Origin of the sequence: Pantoea agglomerans, assembly GCF_021397715.1 — a bacterium.
GTDB lineage: Bacteria > Pseudomonadota > Gammaproteobacteria > Enterobacterales > Enterobacteriaceae > Pantoea > Pantoea astica.
Window position 1 is genome coordinate 1341998 of record NZ_CP090207.1, and the last position, 22394, is coordinate 1364391.

16 protein-coding genes are annotated in these 22394 nt (G+C 55.9%); 10 read left to right on the forward strand and 6 right to left on the reverse strand.

The genetic code is table 11. The features are described from left to right. The 6 genes from nuoJ to LZU96_RS06510 all read left to right on the forward strand — a co-directional run bounded on the left by nuoJ (nucleotide 1) and on the right by LZU96_RS06510 (nucleotide 6473). Nucleotides 1-552 carry an NADH-quinone oxidoreductase subunit J gene (gene nuoJ / locus LZU96_RS06485; RefSeq protein ID WP_031376231.1) on the forward strand — a complete coding sequence of 184 codons (552 nt, stop codon included), beginning with the start codon at nucleotides 1-3 and terminating at the stop codon, nucleotides 550-552. Further along, a complete protein-coding gene (gene nuoK / locus LZU96_RS06490; RefSeq protein WP_003854236.1) occupies nucleotides 549-851 on the forward strand; it encodes an NADH-quinone oxidoreductase subunit NuoK in 303 nt (100 codons plus the stop codon). Before nuoJ ends, nuoK begins: the two co-directional genes overlap by 4 nt. Further along, nucleotides 848-2683 (forward strand): NADH-quinone oxidoreductase subunit L, encoded by a 1836-nt coding sequence (nuoL, locus tag LZU96_RS06495; protein ID WP_233987540.1) that lies wholly within the window; start codon nucleotides 848-850, stop codon nucleotides 2681-2683. The genes nuoK and nuoL overlap by 4 nt, the downstream gene beginning before the upstream one ends. 210 nt (nucleotides 2684-2893) lie before the next feature. Continuing rightward, the gene (gene nuoM / locus LZU96_RS06500; RefSeq protein WP_094119703.1) at nucleotides 2894-4414 is read left to right on the forward strand and encodes an NADH-quinone oxidoreductase subunit M; all 1521 of its coding nucleotides are present in this window, start codon (nucleotides 2894-2896) and stop codon (nucleotides 4412-4414) included. Between the two features lie 6 nt (nucleotides 4415-4420). Beyond that, complete coding sequence (gene nuoN, locus LZU96_RS06505; RefSeq protein WP_233987541.1) at nucleotides 4421-5878, forward strand: NADH-quinone oxidoreductase subunit NuoN; 1458 nt, start codon at nucleotides 4421-4423, stop codon at nucleotides 5876-5878. Between the two features lie 130 nt (nucleotides 5879-6008). Next, nucleotides 6009-6473, forward strand: a complete 465-nt coding sequence (locus tag LZU96_RS06510) for a GNAT family N-acetyltransferase (RefSeq protein WP_233987542.1) — start codon at nucleotides 6009-6011, stop codon at nucleotides 6471-6473. Between the two features lie 33 nt (nucleotides 6474-6506). On the opposite strand, the gene LZU96_RS06515 is transcribed toward LZU96_RS06510, so the two are convergent. Next, nucleotides 6507-8165 carry a glucan biosynthesis protein D gene (locus LZU96_RS06515; protein WP_233987543.1) on the reverse strand — a complete coding sequence of 553 codons (1659 nt, stop codon included), beginning with the start codon at nucleotides 8163-8165 and terminating at the stop codon, nucleotides 6507-6509. A gap of 336 nt (nucleotides 8166-8501) precedes the next feature. Between LZU96_RS06515 and elaB the strand changes: the two genes are divergently transcribed. Continuing rightward, a complete protein-coding gene (gene elaB, locus LZU96_RS06520) occupies nucleotides 8502-8813 on the forward strand; it encodes a stress response protein ElaB (RefSeq protein ID WP_233988143.1) in 312 nt (103 codons plus the stop codon). A gap of 266 nt (nucleotides 8814-9079) precedes the next feature. Further along, nucleotides 9080-10276 carry a nicotinamide mononucleotide deamidase-related protein YfaY gene (locus LZU96_RS06525; protein ID WP_233987544.1) on the forward strand — a complete coding sequence of 399 codons (1197 nt, stop codon included), beginning with the start codon at nucleotides 9080-9082 and terminating at the stop codon, nucleotides 10274-10276. A gap of 40 nt (nucleotides 10277-10316) precedes the next feature. On the opposite strand, the gene yfaE is transcribed toward LZU96_RS06525, so the two are convergent. The 4 genes from yfaE to ubiG all read right to left on the reverse strand — a co-directional run bounded on the left by yfaE (nucleotide 10317) and on the right by ubiG (nucleotide 15401). Then, the gene (gene yfaE, locus LZU96_RS06530) at nucleotides 10317-10577 is read right to left on the reverse strand and encodes a class I ribonucleotide reductase maintenance protein YfaE (RefSeq protein WP_233987545.1); all 261 of its coding nucleotides are present in this window, start codon (nucleotides 10575-10577) and stop codon (nucleotides 10317-10319) included. A gap of 2 nt (nucleotides 10578-10579) precedes the next feature. Further along, nucleotides 10580-11710 carry a class Ia ribonucleoside-diphosphate reductase subunit beta gene (nrdB, locus tag LZU96_RS06535; RefSeq protein WP_233987546.1) on the reverse strand — a complete coding sequence of 377 codons (1131 nt, stop codon included), beginning with the start codon at nucleotides 11708-11710 and terminating at the stop codon, nucleotides 10580-10582. A 75-nt stretch (nucleotides 11711-11785) separates the two neighbouring features. Further along, nucleotides 11786-14071 carry a class 1a ribonucleoside-diphosphate reductase subunit alpha gene (gene nrdA, locus LZU96_RS06540; protein ID WP_233987547.1) on the reverse strand — a complete coding sequence of 762 codons (2286 nt, stop codon included), beginning with the start codon at nucleotides 14069-14071 and terminating at the stop codon, nucleotides 11786-11788. A gap of 604 nt (nucleotides 14072-14675) precedes the next feature. Beyond that, nucleotides 14676-15401, reverse strand: coding sequence for a bifunctional 2-polyprenyl-6-hydroxyphenol methylase/3-demethylubiquinol 3-O-methyltransferase UbiG (gene ubiG / locus LZU96_RS06545; protein ID WP_094119698.1), 726 nt, complete (start codon nucleotides 15399-15401; stop codon nucleotides 14676-14678). A gap of 177 nt (nucleotides 15402-15578) precedes the next feature. On the opposite strand from ubiG, the gene gyrA reads away from it, so the two are divergent. Both gyrA and rcsC read left to right on the forward strand, forming a co-directional pair. Next, on the forward strand, nucleotides 15579-18251 hold the full coding sequence (gene gyrA, locus LZU96_RS06550; RefSeq protein WP_233987548.1) for a DNA topoisomerase (ATP-hydrolyzing) subunit A: 2673 nt from the start codon (nucleotides 15579-15581) through the stop codon (nucleotides 18249-18251). Between the two features lie 598 nt (nucleotides 18252-18849). After that, entirely contained in the window at nucleotides 18850-21702 is a 2853-nt protein-coding gene (rcsC, locus tag LZU96_RS06555; protein WP_233987549.1) for a two-component system sensor histidine kinase RcsC, read from the forward strand. Nucleotides 21703-21743: 41 nt separating this feature from the next. On the opposite strand, the gene rcsB is transcribed toward rcsC, so the two are convergent. Next, the gene (gene rcsB, locus LZU96_RS06560; protein WP_031376602.1) at nucleotides 21744-22394 is read right to left on the reverse strand and encodes a response regulator transcription factor RcsB; all 651 of its coding nucleotides are present in this window, start codon (nucleotides 22392-22394) and stop codon (nucleotides 21744-21746) included.

Here is a 22394-nt window from a genome sequence, read left to right on the forward strand (position 1 = left end):
ATGGAATTTGCGTTTTATCTTTGCGGGCTGGTGGCGGTGCTGACGACGTTGCGCGTCATTACCCACACTAATCCGGTACATGCGTTGCTGTACCTGATCATTTCGCTGCTGTCGATTGCCGGCGTCTTCTTCTCGATGGGCGCCTATTTTGCCGGCGCGCTGGAGATCATCGTCTATGCCGGTGCGATTATGGTGCTGTTCGTCTTCGTGGTGATGATGCTGAACCTGGGCAAACAGACTGAGAAGCAGGAACGCGAGTGGCTGAGTCCGTCGCTGTGGATTGGGCCTGGTCTGGTGTCGCTGCTGCTGCTGGTGGTGATGGTTTACGCCATCCTGACCGCCAACGATCAGGGCATTGACGGCACCATTATCGACGCCAAAGCGGTCGGCATCAGCCTGTTTGGTCCTTACGTGCTGGCGGTGGAACTGGCTTCCATGCTGCTGCTGGCGGGTCTGGTGGTGGCGTTTCACGTCGGTCGTGAAGATCGACAGGGTGAAGTGCTCAGCAACCGCGTTTCTGACGCCGCGCAAGCGAAAAAGGAGAATGCATGATCCCGTTACAACATGGATTGATACTTGCTGCCGTGCTGTTCGTCCTCGGACTGACTTCGCTGGTGATCCGCCGTAACCTGCTGTTTATGCTGATCGGCCTTGAGATCATGATCAACGCCGCCGCGTTAGCGCTGGTGGTGGCCGGGAGTTACTGGGGTCAGGCCGATGGACAGGTAATGTATATCCTGGCGATCAGCCTGGCCGCAGCCGAAGCCAGTATTGGCCTGGCGCTGCTGCTCCAGCTCTATCGTCGTCGTCAGACGCTGAACATTGACACTGTGAGCGAGATGCGCGGATGAATCTTCTCTATTTAACAGTACTGTTTCCGCTAATCGGCTTCCTGCTGTTAGCGTTTTCCCGTGGTCGCTGGTCAGAGAACCTGTCGGCCGCGATTGGTATGGGATCGGTAGGACTGGCAGCGCTGACCACGGTGATGGTCGGCGTCGACTTCTTTGCCAACGGTCAGCAGGCTTATACGCAGGCGCTCTGGACCTGGATGCATGTCGGCAACTTTGACATGAAGGTGAACCTGACCCTGGATGGTCTGTCACTGACCATGCTGTCTGTGGTCACCGGTGTCGGTTTCTTTATCCACATGTTCGCCTCCTGGTACATGCGCGGTGAAGAGGGTTACTCGCGTTTCTTCGCCTACACCAACCTGTTTATCGCCAGCATGGTGGTTCTGGTGCTGGCCGATAACCTGATGCTGATGTATCTCGGCTGGGAAGGGGTAGGGCTCTGCTCTTACCTGCTGATCGGCTTCTACTACAGCAATCCGGATAACGGCAAAGCGGCGATGAAAGCCTTCATCATCACCCGTGTCGGCGATGTGTTTCTGGCATTCGCGCTGTTCATTCTCTACAACGAGCTGGGCACGCTGAACTTCCGCGAGATGATGGAACTGGCGCCGGCGCACTTTGCCGCAGACAACCACATGCTGCAGTGGGCAACGCTGATGCTGCTGGGTGGCGCGGTCGGTAAATCGGCACAGCTGCCGTTGCAGACCTGGCTGGCCGATGCGATGGCCGGCCCGACACCGGTTTCGGCACTGATCCACGCCGCGACCATGGTGACCGCCGGTGTCTATCTGATTGCCCGTAGTCACGGCCTGTTCCTGCTGACGCCGGAAGTGCTGCATCTGGTCGGAATTATCGGGGCAATTACCCTGGTGCTGGCTGGTTTTGCTGCGCTGGTGCAAACCGATATCAAACGTGTACTCGCTTACTCCACCATGAGCCAGATTGGCTACATGTTCCTGGCGCTGGGCGTCCAGGCGTGGGATGCGGCGATTTTCCACCTGATGACGCACGCCTTCTTTAAAGCGTTACTGTTCCTCTCTTCCGGTTCAGTGATTCTGGCCTGCCACCATGAGCAGAACATCTTTAAGATGGGCGGCCTGCGTAAGAGCATTCCGCTGGTTTACACCTGCTTCCTGGTGGGCGGCGCGGCACTGGCGGCTCTGCCGCTGATTACCGCTGGCTTCTACAGTAAAGATGAGATCCTGTTTGGCGCACTGGCCAACGGTCACATCAACCTGATGGTTGCCGGTCTGGTGGGCGCTTTCCTGACCTCAATCTACACCTTCCGCATGATCTTCATCGTGTTCCACGGCGAAGAGAAAATTCACGCACATGCCGGTAAAGGCATTACCCATCATCTGCCACTGATTGTTCTGCTGCTGCTCTCCACCTTCATCGGCGCACTGATTACGCCGCCATTGGCTGGCGTGCTGCCAGCCAATGAGTTTGGTGAAGCCGGTAAAGTAGGACTGGAAATCACCTCTGGCGTGGTCGCTATCGTCGGCATTCTGATTGCTGCCGCGCTGTGGCTGGGCAAACGTGAGCTGGTAACGAAGATCGCTCACAGTGCACCAGGTCGTTTCTTCACTACCTGGTGGTTCGCTGCCTGGGGCTTCGACTGGCTCTACGACAAAGTGTTCGTCAAACCTTACCTCGGTATTGCGTGGCTGTTAAAACGCGATCCGCTGAATGCCCTGATGAACCTGCCTGCGCTGTTCTCACGTATCGCCAATAAAGGTCTGGTGGTGAGTGAAAACGGGTATCTGCGCTGGTATGTCGCGTCAATGAGTGTCGGTGCCGTGGTCGTGCTGGCCCTGATGCTGGTGATTTAAAGATTGATGAGCGGGGCAGGTTAGCTAATCTGCCCATTGAGAATGTCAAAAATTGTCCTGAGCAAGGGCGTTATCGTCGCGGCCAGTTTGGTTACCGCCAGCGCACAGCAACCGGAGCATACTGAAGTATGTGAGGATTGCGAGCACTGCCGGGAGCCAAAATGGCAAGTAAGATAGCCCGAACTAAGACAAAGAAAAGGGAAGTGTGCCGTGTTATTACCTTGGCTAATTATCATACCCTTCGTCGGTGGTCTGATTTGCTGGCTGACCGAGCGCCTTGGCGCGAAGGTGCCACGCTGGATCGCACTGATCACCATGGGGCTGACGTTGGCGCTTTCGCTGCAACTCTGGTTGCAGGGAGGCTATTCACTGACGCAGGCAGCGGGCATTCCGCAGTGGCAGTCAAGTTTCTCCGTACCCTGGATTCCACGCTTCGGCATCAGTTTCCATGTCGCTATCGATGGTCTGTCGCTGCTGATGGTGGTGCTGACCGGGCTGCTCGGCCTGATGGCGGTGCTCTGCTCCTGGAATGAGATTTCAAAGTATCAGGGCTTTTTCCACCTGAATCTGATGTGGATTCTGGGTGGCGTGATCGGGGTGTTCCTTGCCATCGACATGTTCCTGTTCTTCTTCTTCTGGGAAATGATGCTGGTGCCGATGTACTTCCTCATCGCGCTCTGGGGTCATAAAGCCTCTGACGGTAAAACCCGTATTACTGCCGCCACCAAATTTTTCATCTATACCCAGGCGTCAGGTCTGGTGATGCTGATTGCGATTCTGGGACTGGTTTTCGTCCACTACAACGCCACCGGCGTCTGGACCTTTAACTACGAACAGCTGCTGAAAACGCCGATGTCGAGCGGTGTCGAGTATCTGCTGATGCTGGGCTTCTTTATCGCTTTCGCGGTAAAAATGCCGGTGGTACCGCTGCACGGCTGGTTGCCAGATGCGCACAGCCAGGCACCCACCGCAGGTTCGGTGGATCTGGCCGGTATTCTGCTCAAGACTGCGGCTTACGGTTTACTGCGCTTCAGCCTGCCGCTGTTCCCGAACGCCTCCGCAGAGTTCGCGCCGATTGCCATGTGGTTAGGCATCATCGGTATTTTCTACGGTGCCTGGATGGCGTTCTCGCAGACCGATATCAAACGCCTGATCGCTTACACCTCAATCTCGCACATGGGCTTTGTGCTGATTGCGATCTACACCGGCAGCCAGCTGGCGTTCCAGGGTGCGGTGATTCAGATGATTGCGCACGGCCTGTCAGCCGCGGCACTCTTCATCCTGTGTGGTCAGCTCTATGAGCGTCTGCATACCCGTGATATGCGTCAGATGGGCGGCTTGTGGTCGCGGATTAAGTGGATTCCTGGCCTGTCGCTGTTCTTTGCCGTGGCTAACCTCGGGATGCCGGGCACCGGTAACTTCGTCGGCGAATTTATGATTCTGACCGGTAGCTTCCAGGTGGTGCCAGTGATTATCGTCATCGCCACCTTTGGTCTGGTGTTCGCCTCGGTCTACTCGCTGGTGATGATGCAGCGCGCTTACTACGGCGAAGCGAAATCGAAAGATCCGCTGCCGGGCATGTCGCCGCGTGAGTTTCTGACTATCGGGGTGCTGGTGGTGCTGCTGGTGCTGCTGGGCGTCTATCCACAGCCGATTCTGGATACTTCGCACGCTGCCATGAGCAATATTCAGCAGTGGTTTACCGCTTCAATTTCAACTACAAGGCCGTAATTCGCCATGACAATAACTCCTCAACAATTGATCGCGTTGCTGCCGCTGTTAATCGTCGGATTGACGGTGGTGGTTGTGATGCTGTCCATTGCCTGGCGACGCAACCACTTCGTTAACGCCACGCTAACGGTGGTGGGCCTGAACCTGGCACTGCTGTCACTCTACTTTGTTGGCCAGGTCGGGGCGATGGATGTCACGCCGCTGCTGCGGGTTGATGGCTATTCCATCTTTTATACCGCGCTGGTTTTACTGGCGAGTCTGGCAACCTGTACCTTTGCTTATCCCTGGCTGACGGATTTCCCCGACAACAAAGATGAGTTCTATCTGCTGGTGCTGATTGCGGCGCTCGGTGGCATCGTGCTCGCCAGCGCTAACCATCTGGCGGCGCTGTTCATCGGTATTGAGCTGCTGTCACTGCCGCTGTTTGGCCTGATCGGCTACGCCTTCCGGCAGAAACGCTCACTGGAAGCGGCACTGAAGTACACCATTCTGTCGGCGGCGGCTTCGTCGTTCCTGCTGTTTGGTATTGCGCTGATTTACGCTGACTCCGGTAATCTCAGCTTTGTGACGCTCGGCAAGAGCCTGACCGACAGCATGATTCAGGAGCCGCTGCTGCTGGTGGGCCTGGGTATGATGATCATCGGCCTTGGCTTTAAACTGTCGCTGGTGCCGTTCCATCTCTGGACGCCAGATGTTTATCAGGGTGCGCCTGCGCCGGTTTCTACCTTCCTGGCAACCGCCAGCAAGATTGCGATTTTCGGCGTCATCATGCGTCTGTTCATGTATGCACCGGTGACCGACAGTGAAGCAGTGCGGACCGTGCTGGGCGTGATCGCCTTCGTCTCGATCCTGTTCGGTAACCTGATGGCGATCTCTCAGAGCAACATCAAGCGTCTGCTGGGTTACTCTTCAATCGCTCACCTCGGTTATCTGCTGGTGGCGCTGATTGCGGTGAAAGATCATCAGCTGTCGCTGGAAACAGCCGGGGTTTATCTGGCCGGTTACCTGTTCAGCAGCCTCGGCGCGTTTGGCGTGGTGAGTCTGATGTCCAGCCCGTATCGTGGCCCGGATGCTGACTCGCTCTACTCCTATCGCGGTCTGTTCTGGCATCGTCCGATCCTGTCAGCGGTAATGACGGTGATGATGCTGTCACTGGCCGGTATCCCGATGACGCTCGGCTTTATCGGTAAATTCTACGTTATCGCCTCGGGCGTCAGTGCGCACCTGTGGTGGCTGACCGGTGCCGTGGTGGCGGGCAGTGCGATTGGTCTTTACTACTATCTGCGCGTCACGGTGAGCCTCTACCTTAGCCCGCCGGAACTGCATACCCGCGATACGCCAGCTAACTGGGCCTTCACCGCGGGTGGTGTGGTGGTGCTGATTTCAGCGATTCTGGTGCTGCTGTTAGGGGTTTACCCGCAGCCGCTGATTACGCTGGTGCAGATGGCCCAGCCGCTGATGTAACTTCGACCCTTACCGAACAATCAGGCCTGCGGGCCTGATTTTTTTTGCCTCTAATTTGCCTGCCGCGCGGCGATAATCTGTTTCGCCACAGGCCAATCCGCTAAAGTGAGCAAACTGATAAGGAGAGACTATGGACATAACCTGGCGGGATAAACATCATCGTGACCTGACCACCACCGAGCTCTATGCGCTGCTGGCACTGCGTTGTGCGGTGTTTGTAGTGGAACAGCAGTGCGCCTATCTGGATGTGGATGGGCTGGATTTGCAGGGCGACAACCGTCATCTGCTCGGGATGCACAACAATCAGCTGGTGGCGTACGCGCGGCTGCTGGCCCCGGCCGATGCCGCCAGCCCGGTAAAGATTGGGCGGGTGATTGTGTCTGATAGCGTGCGCGGCGCCCGTCTGGGCAACCGCCTGATGACCGAGGCGCTGGCGAGCTGTCAGCAGCACTGGCCGCAACGGGATCTGTTTCTCTCTGCGCAGGCGCATCTGCAAGCGTTCTATGGGCAGCACGGTTTTGAGCCGTTCGGTGAGACTTATCTCGAAGATGGCATCCCGCATATTGATATGCAGAAGGCCGCCACGGCAGAATAGAAAAAGGCGAGGCCAGTGCCTCGCCTTACGGACTTAGCCCACCGTCATCTGCCGGTCATCAACGTATTTGCGCTGGTCCGGTGCAGGCGGGAAGTACTGATAAAGCCAGGTTTCACTCAGTGTCTCTTCCTTGCTGCGCAGGAACAGACGCATATCCACCGGCTGGGTGGAATCGCTGTTCGGATACCAGTCAAACAGAATACGGTAGCCCTTGAGCGGTTCAACGTAGAGGATCTCCACCTGCTTCACGCTGCCGGATGAAACGGTAATCACCGGTTCAATCCCTTTTGGCGCGGCGGCCTGCAGATCGCCGCCAATAAAGTCGATGGCGAAGCGGCGACACCAGGTTTCCGGGAAGTGCTCGCCCGGTGCCCAGCCTTCCGGGAAGCCGCCAATACCGGTACGGGTGGCATCAACGCGCGCCAGTCCGCTGCGCACCGGCGGCAGACCACTCCAGTAGAGCTTATAGGAGAAGTTCAGTTCGCTGCCCGCTTTTACCGGTTCCGCCGGCTGCCAGAAGCAGACGATATTATCCAGCGTCTCACCGGTGGTCGGGATCTCCATCAGGTTGATCGCGCCTTTACCCCATTTCCCCACCGGTTCCACCCACAGGCTCGGACGTTTGTCATACCAGCCAATCACATCCTGATAATCTTTGAAGTCGTGATTAAGCTGCAACAGACCAAAACCGCGCGGGTTCTCATCTTCATAAGCATTGAACTGCAGACGCTGCGGGTTGTTGAGCGGACGGGCAATCCATTCGCCTTTCCCGGTCCACATCGCCAGCCGATCGGAGTCATGAATCTGTGGATGGTAGGTGTTGCACATGCGGCGTTCGTTGGTGCCGCAGCTGAACATACTGGTCATCGGCGAGATGCCGATCTGGCGGATCTCTTTACGGGCAAACAGGTGGTTTTCCACTTCCATCACCACGCGTTTCTCTTCGCAGTGGATGATGAACTTGTAAGCGCCGGTCAGGCTGGCACCATCCAGTAAGGCGTAACAGGTGAAGGTGGTGTCTTCCGCTTTCGGCGTTTCAAACCAGAAGGCGGTGAAGTCCGGGAACTCTTCCTGACCGTTACTGAAGGTGTTAACGGCCACGCCACGCGCCGATAAACCGTACTGGAAAGTCTCATCCACGGCACGGAAGTAACTGGCACCGAGGAAGGAGACGATGTCACGGCGGGCCAGTTCCGGCTTTTTAAATGCCCGGAAACCAGCGAAGCCGATATCGGTTTTGCCTTCCAGCTGTTGCGTATCGACGTGCGCATTGTTGTAGTTGAATAGCTCAGGACGGAAGTGGATTTCGCGCGCCTGGCGGCTTTCACCGTCAACCGAGAACATGCGGATACGCCGTTTGAAGCCCATGCCGACGTGGAAGAACTGGACGTCAAGTTCACGGTCGGGAATGTTGTTCCACAGTGAATGGCTGGCGTCATACTGAATTTCGTTGTAGGCCTGCGGCGTTAGCGTGGCCAGCGTCTGCGGCAGCGCGCCGGGCGCGCCACTCCAGGGTTGTTTCGCCAGCGCGGCTGCATTCTTCTTCAATACGTCGAAATCGAAGCGTACTGCGGTTCCGTCAGCAATGCCATCTTCTGCCCAAGCGGATTGCGCAAACAGCGTTGACAGGCCGGTCATGCCGCTGACGGCGGAGAAGGCCATTGACGCTTTCATAAACATTCTTCGATTCATGCCAGAGATCATTCCTTAGCTGTTCGAGTTTGTCGTGACTGTCGTGCGGGATGCACTTTCATGGCCCGATAATCACAGGCAACAGGAGGATACGACAGTCCGGTTACGGTAAAATTCACTCCGAAGAAAATTTATCAGATTAATCAAAGAAGCGAAGCGAAATTCGGCGTTTACCCCTGCGTCTTACACTTCTTTGCGAAAGCGTAGCGGATATCCCGGCAGTTTGTCTGGCGTTAGCAAATGAAATATCAGGTGATTCCTGGGGCGGTAAAACGGCAGAGCGCCAGATTGTAGCTATAGTTAAGGGACTGCTTTGCAATTCACACGGAGGAAATGATGGTAAATCAGACTGATCAATTCGAAACCAATCTGGATGACGATATTACGCTGCTGACTGAAACGCTGGAAGAAGTGCTGAAGTCTTCAGGCGATCCAGCCGATCAAAAATATATCGAGCTTAAAACTAAAGCGGAACAGGCACTGCACGATGTGAAATCCCGCGTTAGCCAGGCGTCTGATAGCTACTACTATCGCGCCAAACAAGCGGCCTACCGTGCGGATGACTACGTGCATGAAAAACCGTGGCAGGGAATCGGTATCGGTGCCACTGCCGGTCTGGTGCTCGGCCTGCTGCTGGCGCGTCGCTAATCTTTCAGACGACACCGGAACAGCAGTGTGATGATAAAAACGGCGGGCGTTCCCCGCCGTTTTTGTTGCCTTTTTTTTGCCGCGCCGCGCTGAATGCCGGCATCAGTGTAAACCCCGTCGGGCCGCCGGGGCGCGACTTTTCCGCAATCACATCCTCAGCCAGACTCCTTCCGTTCAGTCCCGCCTGCGGTCCTCGGTGATCGATGCTGATTGTGTTTCATCCGCGGACTTCCTACAGTAAAGCGACCGGCATAAGGAGAACCAACGTGATCAGAGTCGAGATGCTTTCAACCGGGGATGAGGTGCTGCATGGCCAAATCGTCGATACCAATGCGGCCTGGCTGGCCGATATTTTATTCCAGCAGGGTTTACCGATGACCAGCCGCACCACGGTGGGCGATGCCCTTGAGTCGCTGGTGAGCACGCTTCAGGCGCGCAGTCATGAGGCGGATGTGCTGATCGTCAATGGTGGGCTGGGACCCACCAGCGACGATCTCAGCGCGCTGGCCGCCGCGCAGGCCTGCGGTGTGGAGCTGGAGCTGCAAACGGACTGGCTGGAACAGATGGAAGCCTGGTTTGCCAGCCGCGGACGGGTGATGGCGGCCAGCAACCGGAAACAGGCGGAGATCCCGGTAAATGCTGAACTGATTGATAATCCGGTCGGCACCGCCTGCGGCTTTGCTCTGCAGTTGAATCGCTGCTGGATGTTCTTTACTCCCGGCGTGCCGTCTGAATTTAAAGTGATGGTCGAGCAGCAGATTATTCCGCGTCTGAAAGCGAAGTTTTCTCCGCCTGAGCCGCCGATCTGTCTGCGTCTGACCACCTTTGGTCGTGGCGAAAGCGATCTGGCCGCAGAGCTTGAGCCACTGGCGTTACCGGAAGGGGTGGTCATGGGTTACCGCTCTTCGATGCCGATCATTGAGATCAAACTGACCGGCCCGGCCAGCCAGCGCGTGGCGATGGAACAGGTATGGCAGCAGGTGCGGCTGCAACTGGCAGAATGCACGATCTTTGAGGGCACGGAGGGGCTGCCGGCGCTGCTGGCGCGTGAGTTACAGCAGCGGGATTACCGGCTGACGGTGAGTGAGCACTATACCGCTGGCTTGCTGAACTGGCAGCTGGCCGCAGCGGATGTGCCGTTGAGTGGTGCGCACATATTTCCGCCGCAGCAGGAGACGCTGACGCAACAGGTGGCGCGCACCCGTGAACTGGCGACGCAGCAGCAGGCAGCACTGGCACTCTCGGTCGGCAGTTTGCAGCAGGAGGAGATTGCGGTAGCGCTGCACACGCCCGCAGGCAGCTGGGGCCAGCGCGTGAAGTTCAGCACCGGTCGCTATAACCTGGAGACGCGGCAGAAGGTGGTGGCGATGATGGCGATGAATATGTTGCGCCGCTGGCTTCACGGCAGCGAAGTCAGTACCGGTCACGGCTGGATCGAGGTGGTTGAGACGGTCAGAGAGTAAAGGTGGAACAGCAAAACGGGCGCTGATGCGCCCGTTGTGTTTATAGCTCGATTTCGATCTCGCCTTTGGCTTTGCAGCAGCAGGGCAGGATCTCATCCTGCTGCACAAAGGCCAGCGGCCGCTGTGGGTAATGCACTTCGCCTTTCAGCAGCCGCATCCGGCAGGAGCCGCAGTAGCCTTCGCGGCACTGGAACTCCACGCAGAGATTATTGGCTTCCAGCAGCGTCAGCAGATTGGTATGTTCGTCTGTGCATTCCAGCCGGGTGCCGGAACTGCGCAGAATCACAACGTCGCGGCTCATGATTACAGCTGGAAATCGTCGAAGTCGTTAGCGCCCACTTCAGAATCGATCTGACCCACCAGATAGGAGCTCACTTCCACTTCCTGTGGCGCAACCTGGACGTTGTCAGAAACCAGCCAGGAGTTGATCCACGGAATCGGGTTAGAGCGGGTCTGGAACGGCAAATCCAGGCCAACCGCCTGCATACGGATATTGGTGATGTACTCAATGTACTGGCAGAGAATATCTTTGTTCAGGCCGATCATTGAGCCGCCGCTGAACAGATATTCCGCCCACTCTTTCTCCTGCAGCGCCGCCTTCTTAAACAGCTCGAAGCACTCTTCACGGCACTCCGCCGCAATCTCTTTCATCTCCGGATCGTCTTCACCGCTACGCAGCAGGTTCAGCATGTGCTGGGTGCCGGTCAGGTGCAGCGCTTCATCGCGGGCGATCAGCTTGATGATTTTGGCGTTGCCTTCCATCAGCTCACGCTCGGCGAACGCGAATGAACAGGCGAAGCTGACGTAGAAGCGGATCGCTTCCAGCGCATTGACGCTCATCAGGCAGATATAGAGCTGCTTCTTCAGGGCGCGCAGGCTGACAGTCACCGATTTGCCGTTGACCTGATGGGTGCCTTCGCCCAGCAGATGCCAGTAGTTGGTCATCTCAATCAGATCGTCGTAATAGCGGGAGATATCCTGAGCACGGGCCAGAATCTGCTCATTGGTGACGATATCGTCAAACACCACCGCCGGATCGTTCACGATGTTGCGGATGATGTGGGTATAAGAGCGCGAGTGGATGGTCTCAGAGAACGCCCAGGTTTCGATCCAGGTTTCCAGCTCCGGAATAGAGATCAGCGGCAGCAGCGCCACGTTCGGGCTACGACCCTGAATCGAGTCCAGCAGGGTCTGATACTTCAGGTTGCTGATGAAGATGTGTTTTTCATGCTCCGGTAGCGCCTGATAGTCGATGCGATCGCGTGAGACATCGACTTCTTCCGGACGCCAGAAGAAGGAGAGCTGCTTTTCGATCAGCTTTTCAAAGATGTCATATTTCTGCTGGTCGAAGCGCGCCACGTTTACCGACTGACCGAAAAACATCGGTTCTTTCAGCTGGTCATTTTTGTTCTGTGAGAAAGTGGAGTAAGCCATAAAAAATGTCCAAAAGTAGACGAAGCGAAGCCGCCCCGTGAAAGGAGTGGGGCGGGAGTTTCTCCCGCCCGCCCGTTAGATCTTACATGCGCCGCTTTCGCAGCCATCATCCTGGATAGAAGGGGCCAGGTCATCCTGTGCATCTTCCGCACCGTCACGGGTGTTCTGGTAGTAGAGCGTTTTCACGCCAAACTTGTAGGCCGTCAGCAGATCTTTCAGCAGCTGCTTCATCGGCACTTTGCCATTGGCGAAGCGCGACGGATCGTAGTTGGTGTTCGACGAAATCGCCTGGTCGATAAATTTCTGCATCAGACCCACCAGTTGCAGGTAGCCGTCGTTGTTCGGCATTTCCCACAGCAGTTCGTACTGATCTTTCAGGCGCTCATACTCCGGCACCACCTGACGCAGAATGCCATCTTTCGAGGCTTTGATGCTGATGTGGCCGCGTGGCGGTTCAATGCCGTTAGTGGCATTGGAGATCTGCGACGAAGTTTCAGACGGCATCAGCGCAGAGAGCGTTGAGTTGCGCAGGCCGTGCGTTTTAATCTCTTCACGCAGGCTTTCCCAGTCCAGATGCAGCGGCTCGTTGCTGATGGTGTCGAGATCTTTCTTGTAAGTGTCGATCGGCAGAATGCCCTGCGCATAGGTGGTTTCATTGAACCACGGGCATGCACCTTGCTCTTTCGCCAGCTCGTTTGAGGCTTTCAGCAGGTAATACTGAATCGCTTCAAAGGTTTTGTGCGTCAGGCCATTTGCGCTGCCATCGGAGTAGCGCACACCGTGTTTCGCCAGGTAGTAAGCGTAGTTGATCACGCCGATACCCAGGGTACGACGACCCATCGCGCCACGTTTGGCCGCCGGGATCGGGTAGTCCTGATAATCGAGCAGCGCATCAAGCGCACGTACCGCCAGGGTCGCCAGCTCTTCCAGATCGTCCAGGCTTTCAATCGCGCCCAGGTTGAATGCTGACAGCGTACACAGGGCGATCTCACCATTTTCGTCGTTCACATCTTCCAGTGGCTTGGTCGGCAGCGCGATCTCAAGGCAGAGGTTAGACTGGCGAACCGGCGCTATGCTGGCGTCAAACGGGCTGTGGGTGTTGCAGTGATCGACGTTCTGAATGTAGATACGGCCGGTAGAGGCACGTTCCTGCATCATCAGTGAGAACAGGTCGACCGCTTTCACCCGCTGCTTACGGATGCTCTGGTCCTGCTCATATTTAGTGTAGAGACGCTCAAACTCATCCTGATCGGCGAAGAACGCATCATACAGGCCCGGCACATCAGACGGGCTGAACAGGGTGATATCTTCCCCTTTCAGCAGGCGCTGATACATCAGCTTGTTGAGCTGTACGCCGTAGTCCATGTGACGCACGCGGTTGCCTTCTACGCCACGGTTGTTTTTCAGCACCAGCAGGCTTTCGATTTCCAGATGCCACATCGGGTAGAACAGCGTGGCTGCGCCGCCGCGTACGCCGCCCTGAGAACAGGACTTCACCGCCGTCTGGAAGTGCTTATAGAACGGGATACAGCCGGTATGGAACGCTTCACCGCCGCGGATCGGGCTGCCCAGCGCACGGATACGACCGGCGTTGATGCCGATACCGGCGCGCTGAGAGACATATTTCACAATCGCGCTGGAGGTGGCGTTGATCGAGTCCAGGCTGTCGCCGCACTCAATCAGTACGCAGGAGCTGAACTGACGCGTTGGCGTGCGCACGCCGGACATGATCGGCGTCGGCAGTGAGATTTTGAAGGTCGAGATCGCATCGTAGAAGCGCTTGATGTAATCCATACGCGTTTCGCGCGGATAGCCCGAGAACAGGCAGGCCGCGACCAGGATATAGAGGAACTGCGCGCTCTCGTAGATTTCGCCCGAGACGCGGTTCTGCACCAGATATTTCCCTTCCAGCTGCTTCACGGCGGCGTAGGAGAAGTTCATGTCACGCCAGTGGTCGAGGAACTCGTCCATCCGGGCAAACTCTTCTTCGCTGTAATCTTCCAGCAGGTGACGGTCATATTTGCCCATGCCGACCATTTTAACGACCTGGTCATACAGCTTCGGCGGCTCAAACTGGCCATACGCTTTTTTGCGCAGATGGAAGATCGCCAGGCGTGCGGCGAGGTACTGATAATCCGGGGCATCGCGAGAGATGAGGTCTGCTGCGGCCTTGATGATGGTCTCATGAATGTCAGACGTTCTGATGCCATCATAGAACTGAATGTGGGAGCGCAGCTCCACCTGCGATACTGAGACGTTGTTCAGCCCTTCGGCTGCCCAGTCCAGTACACGGTGAATTTTGTCGAGATCAATGCGCTCCTGGCGGCCATCGCGTTTAGTAACGAGCAGACTTTGGTTCATGTCGCGTTTTTACCTTTGCGTGAGTATCCAAAAATTAAAAGAAATCCCGGTTTATACACAGCATATTCATTGTGAATAATATGTGGATAAACACAACATCTAGGGGGTTTGGGCTAAAGCCATAACTATATGGGGGCATATTTTAGTATTTTACTGCCGCTTAACAAGAGGAAAAAATGATGTCTGGAGGGGTTGTAATTTCTGCGAAATTTCTTAGCCCGCGTCTTATAAGGCCCGCCATCATGTCAACCAGATCCCACTTTTTTTTCTTAATTTGATCGGGCGCGTATTTCTTATTCAATCCGCTGTGCCAGGCCTGAGAAAGGGTGAAAAATCGCCAAAACCCGCTACCCGTGGTTCTGCTGGCGGGCGAACATGGAACGAGCAGAGAGGTCAGCCCGTCGCGGTTCAGCCTAACCCGTTGGCCGATAACAGAATGGTCGCCGACGGTGGAGCAACACGCTACCGGATAGCCGCCAGGCTGCCGATGAACGGGTAACACGGGTAATAAAGGAGGGCAGAAGAGGGTGAAGGCGTCAGCGGATAGAACCTGCTGACGCTTAATCCTGCGGCGAGGCCCGCGCTAACCGGCGAGCCGCGTGACTCAGACCGCGCGGTGGGTATGCACCATATAGTTGACGTCGGTACCCGGTGCCAGCTTAAAGCGGTTGGTGACGGGATTGTAGTGCAGGCCGATGATGTGGCGTTCACGCAGCGCGGTTTCATCAACCCAGCCCAGCAGTTCGGAAGGACGGATGAATTTCTTCACGTCGTGGGTGCCGCGCGGCACCATACGCAGCACATATTCGGCGCCAAACACCGCCAGCAGCCAGGCTTTCGGGTTGCGGTTCAGCGTAGAGAAGAAGACTTCGCCGCCAGGCTTGACCAGCTGCGCGCAGGCGTGAACCACCGAGCGGGGATCGGGCACGTGCTCCAGCATCTCCATGCAGGTCACCACATCATATTTTCCGGCGTGCTGCTCCGCGTGCGCTTCCACCGTCTGCTGGACATAGTCGAGCGTTACGCCGCTCTCCTGAGCATGCAGGCGCGCCACGGCCAGCGGTTCAGCGCCCATATCCAGTCCGGTGACGATAGCGCCTTCACGCGCCATGCTTTCCGCTAAGATGCCGCCGCCACAGCCGACGTCGAGCACGGTTTTACCAAACAGACCGTTGCTGTGCTGCGCGATATAGCCCAGTCGCAGCGGGTTGATCCGGTGCAACGGTTTAAATTCACCCTCCAGATCCCACCAGCGCGAGGCCACGGCCTCAAATTTGGCAATTTCCTGCGCATCGACGTTCTGCTGATGATTCTGCGGTTGTGCATTCATTGAATCGTAACTCCTGACAAAATGTGCCATCAGTATAAACGCTTAACCGGTTATGGCACACCTTTCAGGCGCAAGGAAAAGCGGCTGAAATCGGTGGTTAACGTTCACCAGAGCATTGCAGTGTGATATACTTTCGCACCTTTAAAATCCGGGATTAAGTAGAGGGATAGTGGCTCCATGAGCGACCTTGCGAGAGAAATTACACCGGTCAATATCGAAGAAGAGTTAAAGAATTCTTACCTCGATTACGCCATGTCGGTCATCGTTGGCCGAGCTTTACCCGATGTGCGTGACGGCCTGAAGCCGGTGCATCGTCGCGTACTCTTTGCGATGAGCGAACTGGGTAACGACTGGAACAAACCCTATAAAAAATCTGCCCGCGTCGTCGGTGACGTTATCGGTAAATATCACCCGCATGGTGATTCCGCCGTTTACGACACCATTGTACGTATGGCCCAGCCTTTCTCCCTGCGTTACATGCTGGTGGACGGTCAAGGCAACTTCGGCTCCATCGACGGCGACTCCGCTGCGGCGATGCGTTATACCGAAGTCCGCATGTCCAGAATCGCCCACGATCTGTTAGCTGACCTGGAAAAAGAGACCGTCGATTTTGTCCCTAACTACGACGGCACTGAGCAGATCCCTGAAGTTCTGCCGACCAAAATTCCAAACCTGCTGGTCAATGGTTCCTCCGGTATCGCCGTGGGGATGGCAACCAATATTCCGCCGCATAACCTGCGCGAAGTGATCAACGGCTGCCTGGCCTACATTGAAGATGAGAACATCAGCATTGAAGGGCTGATGGAGCACATTCCGGGACCCGATTTCCCGACCGCTGCCATCATCAATGGTCGTCGTGGCATTGAAGAAGCCTACCGTACCGGGCGCGGCAAAATTTATATCCGTGCGCGTGGCGAAGTGGAAGCGGACGCCAAAACCGGCCGTGAGACCATCATCATTCATGAGCTGCCTTACCAGGTTAACAAGGCGCGTCTGATTGAGAAAATTGCCGAGCTGGTGAAAGAGAAGCGCGTCGAAGGCATCAGCGCACTGCGTGACGAGTCTGATAAAGACGGTATGCGCATCGTGATTGAGATCAAGCGTGATGCGGTCGGCGAAGTGGTGCTGAATAATCTCTATTCACTGACTCAGCTGCAGACCTCGTTCGGCATCAACATGGTGGCGCTGCATCAGGGCCAGCCTAAGATTATGGCGCTGAAGGAGATTCTGGAAGCCTTTGTCCGCCATCGTCGTGAAGTGGTGACGCGTCGTACCATCTTTGAACTGCGTAAAGCCCGTGACCGTGCGCATATCCTTGAAGGTCTGGCGATTGCGCTGGCCAACATCGATCCGATCATTGAGCTGATTCGTCGTGCGCCAAGCCCGGCGGAAGCCAAAGCCGGTCTGATTGCGCAGGCGTGGGATCTCGGCAACGTTTCCGCGATGCTGGAACGTGCCGGTGATGACGCCGCGCGTCCGGAGTGGCTGGATGCGCAGTTCGGTATCCGTGACGGCCAGTATTATCTGACCGAGCAGCAAGCCCAGGCGATTCTGGATCTGCGTCTGCAGAAACTGACCGGCCTTGAGCATGAAAAACTGCTGGATGAGTATAAAGCGCTGCTGGATCAGATCGCTGAGCTGCTGCATATCCTGTCCAGCGCCGAGCGTCTGATGGAAGTGATTCGCGAAGAGCTTGAGCTGATGCGCGATCAGTTTGGCGATGAGCGTCGTACTGAGATCACCGCCAATACCGCTGACATCAATATCGAAGACCTGATCAATCAGGAAGATGTGGTCGTGACGCTGTCGCATCAGGGCTATGTGAAGTATCAGCCTCTGACCGATTACGAAGCGCAGCGTCGTGGTGGTAAAGGTAAATCGGCCGCGCGTATCAAAGAAGAGGACTTCATTGATCGCCTGCTGGTTGCCAATACCCATGACACTATCCTTTGCTTCTCAAGCCGTGGCCGTCTCTACTGGATGAAGGTTTATCAGCTGCCAGAAGCGAGCCGTGGTGCGCGTGGACGTCCGATCGTTAACCTGCTGCCGCTGGAAGCCAACGAGCGTATTACTGCGATTCTGCCGGTACGCGAGTATACCGAAGGCTTTAACATCTTCATGGCGACCGCGCTCGGTACCGTGAAGAAGACCGCGCTGAAAGAGTTCAGCCGTCCGCGCAGCGCCGGCATTATTGCCGTGAATCTGCGTGACGACGATGAGCTGATCGGCGTGGCGCTGACCAACGGTAATGATGAAGCGATGCTGTTCTCCGCAGCCGGTAAAGTGGTGCGTTTCGCGGAAACCGCGGTCCGTGCGATGGGCCGTACCGCATCCGGTGTGCGCGGCATCAAGCTGGCCGAAGGCGATCGCGTGGTGTCGTTGATTGTGCCGCGTGAAGAGGGTGCAATCCTGACCGTGACGCAGAATGGCTACGGTAAACGTACCGCCAACAGCGAATACCCGACCAAGTCGCGTGCGACGCAGGGTGTTATCTCGATCAAAGTGACCGATCGTAACGGTCCGGTGATTGGAGCGGTTCAGGTAGTCGATGGCGATCAGATCATGATGATCACCGATGCCGGTACGCTGGTGCGTACTCGCGTGTCTGAAGTCAGCATCGTGGGGCGTAATACCCAGGGTGTGATTCTGATTCGTACGGCAGAAGATGAGAACGTAGTCGGTCTGCAACGCGTTGCCGAACCGGTTGAAGAAGAAGAGCTGGATTCAATCGACGGTAGCGTGGCGGAAGGCGAGGATGATATCGCGCCGGAAGCGGAGCTCGACGATGAAGATATTGCACCGGAAGCGGATGCAGAAGACGAAGATGACGCGGCTGAAGACGAAGAGTAATTTGTCTGACGTAAGCTGAGATTCGTTGCCGAAACGGCAGGTCAGGGGAAACCCGGCCTGCCGTTTTTTTTGGCGCTGATGGCGGAGCATTGAGGTGGCGCTGCGGTGAGTGAGGTGTGGTTGGTGGAGTGAAGCGGTTAAGGGCGCTGCGGTGAGCTGGGTGCGGCCGAAAGGCCCGCACTGCCCGATCGCAAAGGATTCCCGCTTCCCTGCGGATCGGCCGCGCCATCCCTGGCGCGGACGCTTTGCTCTTCGGGCAGAGCGAGTCTTTCTGGTCTGGCTGGGGTGCGCTGGTGGTTGTGCGCTGGTAGCTGCGGGTTATGGGTGGTGGTGGAGTGAAGCGGTGAAGCGGTGAACTGGGTGCGGGTCTTTCTGGTTCAGTCAGCGGCGTTGCTTTTTATTGTTATGAGCGTGTCTTGGGTTGAATGGGCAGATACGGCCACCTGATGCTGGGGTAAAGATACCGCTTTCGCTATCCTAAAAGATTCCCAATCCTGGCGCTAAACCCGCTACCGACTGGCTTTTTTTTCCCGTTAAAGCTAGTGTATGGGCATTAAAAATCGATGATGCGACTAACCTTGCCAACTGCGAGTTCCACTTGAAATATCCTGTCTCTTTCCGCACCACGCTTCGCATCTCGCGCTATCTTTTTCGCGCGCTGGCGCTGCTAATCTGGACGCTGGGCGCCGTACTGACCGCCTTCTATATCATCAGCGTGTTGCATGAAAAAGAGACGCAGGTTCGTCAGGAGTTCGCCAGTAATTACGGCTCTATTCAGTGGTATGTCCGGCATTCAGCCGACATGATGCGTGAGCTGAAATATATTACCGAGAACCGCTTAACCAACGCCAGCAACGGGCTGGATGTGCTGACCGGCATGATGCCAGGCAAAGCGGCTCAGCCGCAGTTTACACCGCTGTTTTCCGATGGCGACTGTACCTCAATGAGCAACACCTGGCGCAACTCGCTGGATTCCCTTAGCTACTACATCAATTACTGGAAAAGTAACTTTGCCTCGTCGTATGAGCTGAATCGGGTATTTTTCATTGGTGGCGAAAATCAGTGTCTGGCTGACTTTACCATCGGCAGCAGCAACGCCGATCGCGAGCGTAGCCTGAAATCGCTGCGTGAGAACGTGTTGCGCTACCGCAACAGCAATGAAGAAGAGCGCCGCAATCCGATGTACTGGATTAACAGTACTGCTCAGCCGGGTGTCGGTACCTTCTATATGGTGGTGCCGGTCTATGTCGCCAATAAACTGCAGGCGCTGCTCGGCGTCGAGCAGAATATCCGGCTGGACGAATTTATTCAGCCGGGCAGCCTGCCGGTTATCGCCTCGGTAACCGATGAAAATTATCGTCCGTTACTCAATTCGCGCCGTGGCGGTCTTGGCTTCTCGCTGGACGATCTGCCCGACGATAAAACCTGGTTTGGCTACCTCAACGGTTATCGCCAGCTGGTACTGAAGAAACCGCTGCCGCCGTCCGATCTTAACGTGGTGTGGTCAATCCCGACTCATGTGATGGTCGATCAGCTGAAGCTGATGATGATCAATGCGCTGCTGCTCAATATTTTCAGCGCGATCATGCTGTTTACCCTGGCCTGGCTGTTTGAGCGCCGGATGTTCCTGCCCGCCGAAGAGAATGCGCACCGGCTGGAGGAGCATGAGCAGTTTAACCGTAAAATTGTCGCCTCCGCGCCAGTGGGTATCTGTATCTTACGCACCAGCGACGGCACCAACATTCTGAGTAATGAGCTGGCGCATAACTATCTGACGCTGCTGACCCAGGAAGATCGCCAGCGGCTGAACGAAATCATTGGCGGCCAACAGGTGAACTTTGTTGATGTGCTGACCGGCAGTAACACCAACCTGCAAATCAGCTTTGTTCACTCGCGCTATCGCAATGAAAACGTAGCGATTTGTGTGCTGGTGGATGTCTCGGCGCGTGTCCGGATGGAGCAGTCGCTGCAGGAGATGGCGCACGCAGCGGAACAGGCCAGTCAGTCGAAATCGATGTTCCTCGCCACCGTCAGTCACGAACTGCGCACGCCGCTTTACGGCATCATCGGTAACCTCGATCTGTTGCAGACCAAGCAGCTACCGAGCGGCATTGATTCGCTGGTCACCGCAATGAATAACTCGTCCAGCCTGTTGCTGAAAATCATCAGCGACATTCTCGACTTCTCTAAAATTGAGTCGGAACAGCTGAAGATTGAGCCGCGTCCGTTTGCGCCGCGTGAAATCGTTACCCATATCGTGGGTAACTACCTGTCGCTGGTGGTGAAAAAACGGCTGACGCTCTACTGCTTCATTGAGCATGACGTCCCGCAGGTGCTGGATGGCGATCCGCTGCGTCTGCAACAGGTGATCTCAAACCTGCTGAATAACGCGATTAAGTTTACCCACACCGGCTGTATCATCCTGCATGCGTATGTGGCCGAGGGCTATCTGGCGTTCCGCGTGCGCGATACCGGGGTTGGCATTCCGGCCAAAGAGCTGCCGCGGCTGTTTGATCCTTTCTTCCAGGTGGGTAATGGCGTGCAGCGTAATTTCCAGGGTACCGGACTGGGGCTGGCGATTTGTGAAAAACTGATCAACATGATGGATGGCGATATTGAGGTCGACTCAGAGCCGGGCATGGGCAGTCAGTTCATCGTACGCATTCCGATTTATAAAGGCCAACCGCCTGCGCTACCGCGGCTGGAAGAGATGCAGGACAAAAAAATCTGGCTGGCGATGTGCAACGAATACCTGGCGGAATTTATTGCGCGGCAGTTGCGGCAGCAGGGCATTCAGGTTGCTGAATACAACGGCAAGCCCGGCCCGGACGATGTGGTGATGACCGATTACGAACTGGATATCGATCTGCCGCTGCGGGCGCTGGTTACTTTTGACGGGTCGCATGTGGATATGCCGCGTGAACCTCATCCGGGACGCTGGATTCACTCTACCGCCACGCTGCATGAAGTGCCGACGCTGCTGGCGCGTATCTATCGCATCGTGCTGGACAGCGACGCAGCGGATGCGCTGTTGCTGGCCGGGCCGGTAGAGCAAAAAGTGCATAACGACGACATCATGGTGCTGATCGTTGACGATCATCCGATCAACCGTATGCTGCTCTCTGAACAGCTCGGCACCCTGGGTTATCAGGTCAAAACCGCGCAGGATGGGGTCGACGCGCTCAACGTGCTGAGCCGCAATGAGATCGATATTGTGCTGACCGACGTTAACATGCCGAATATGGATGGCTATCGCCTGACGCAGCGGCTCCGTCAGCTGGGACATCTGTTCCCGGTGGTGGGCGTAACGGCCAACGCGCTGGCTGAAGAGAAGCAGCGTTGTATGGATGCGGGAATGGATAACTGTCTGTCGAAACCGGTGACCTTAGACGTGCTGAAGGTAACGCTGGCGATCTATGCAGAGCGGGTACGTAAAACGCGGGCAGGATAGGGCAGGAGTAAAGGCGGTGCCGGTGGCACCGCCTCGTGATACTAGTCTTTTTCGACCTGAGTCTGGCTGACAGACGACAGGTAGTTCAGCAGCGCGATATCGTTATCCACGCCCAGTTTCATCATGGCTGATTTCTTCTGGCTACTGATGGTCTTAATACTGCGGTTCAGCTTCTTGGCAATTTCGGTCACCAGGAAACCTTCAGCGAACAGACGCAGCACTTCGCTCTCTTTTGGTGACAGGCGTTTGTCGCCGTAACCGCCAGCGCTGATCTTCTCCAGCAGTTTTGCCACGCTTTCCGGCGTATACTTTTTGCCTTTCTGCAGTGCAGCCAGAGCTTTTGGCAGATCGGTTGGTGCGCCTTGCTTCAGAACGATCCCTTCAATATCGAGATCCAGCACGGAGCTCAGAATCGCCGGGTTATTGTTCATGGTCAGAACGATAATCGACAGATCCGGATAGTGACGTTTAATATATTTAATCAGCGTGATGCCATCGCCATACTTTTCACCCGGCATAGAGAGGTCGGTGATCAGGACGTTGGCATCGAGCTTAGAGAGATTGTTGATCAGTGCTGTTGAGTCTTCGAACTCACCTACAACGTTAACCCATTCAATTTGTTCCAGAGACTTTCGGATACCGAAAAGAACAATCGGATGGTCATCGGCAATAATTACGTTTAAGTTATTCAT

Bases quoted from the DNA above. Each gene is read 5' to 3' on its own strand.
- nrdB (WP_233987546.1), bottom strand. From the start codon at position 11,710: ATGGCTTACTCCACTTTCTCACAGAACAAAAATGACCAGCTGAAAGAA.
- elaB (WP_233988143.1), top strand. From the start codon at position 8,502: ATGGTAAATCAGACTGATCAATTCGAAACCAATCTGGATGACGATATT.
- yfaE (WP_233987545.1), bottom strand. From the start codon at position 10,577: ATGAGCCGCGACGTTGTGATTCTGCGCAGTTCCGGCACCCGGCTGGAA.
- nuoN (WP_233987541.1), top strand. From the start codon at position 4,421: ATGACAATAACTCCTCAACAATTGATCGCGTTGCTGCCGCTGTTAATC.
- nuoJ (WP_031376231.1), top strand. From the start codon at position 1: ATGGAATTTGCGTTTTATCTTTGCGGGCTGGTGGCGGTGCTGACGACG.
- rcsB (WP_031376602.1), bottom strand. From the start codon at position 22,394: ATGAATAACTTAAACGTAATTATTGCCGATGACCATCCGATTGTTCTT.
- LZU96_RS06510 (WP_233987542.1), top strand. From the start codon at position 6,009: ATGGACATAACCTGGCGGGATAAACATCATCGTGACCTGACCACCACC.
- gyrA (WP_233987548.1), top strand. From the start codon at position 15,579: ATGAGCGACCTTGCGAGAGAAATTACACCGGTCAATATCGAAGAAGAG.
- ubiG (WP_094119698.1), bottom strand. From the start codon at position 15,401: ATGAATGCACAACCGCAGAATCATCAGCAGAACGTCGATGCGCAGGAA.
- nuoL (WP_233987540.1), top strand. From the start codon at position 848: ATGAATCTTCTCTATTTAACAGTACTGTTTCCGCTAATCGGCTTCCTG.
- nrdA (WP_233987547.1), bottom strand. From the start codon at position 14,071: ATGAACCAAAGTCTGCTCGTTACTAAACGCGATGGCCGCCAGGAGCGC.
- nuoK (WP_003854236.1), top strand. From the start codon at position 549: ATGATCCCGTTACAACATGGATTGATACTTGCTGCCGTGCTGTTCGTC.
- LZU96_RS06515 (WP_233987543.1), bottom strand. From the start codon at position 8,165: ATGAATCGAAGAATGTTTATGAAAGCGTCAATGGCCTTCTCCGCCGTC.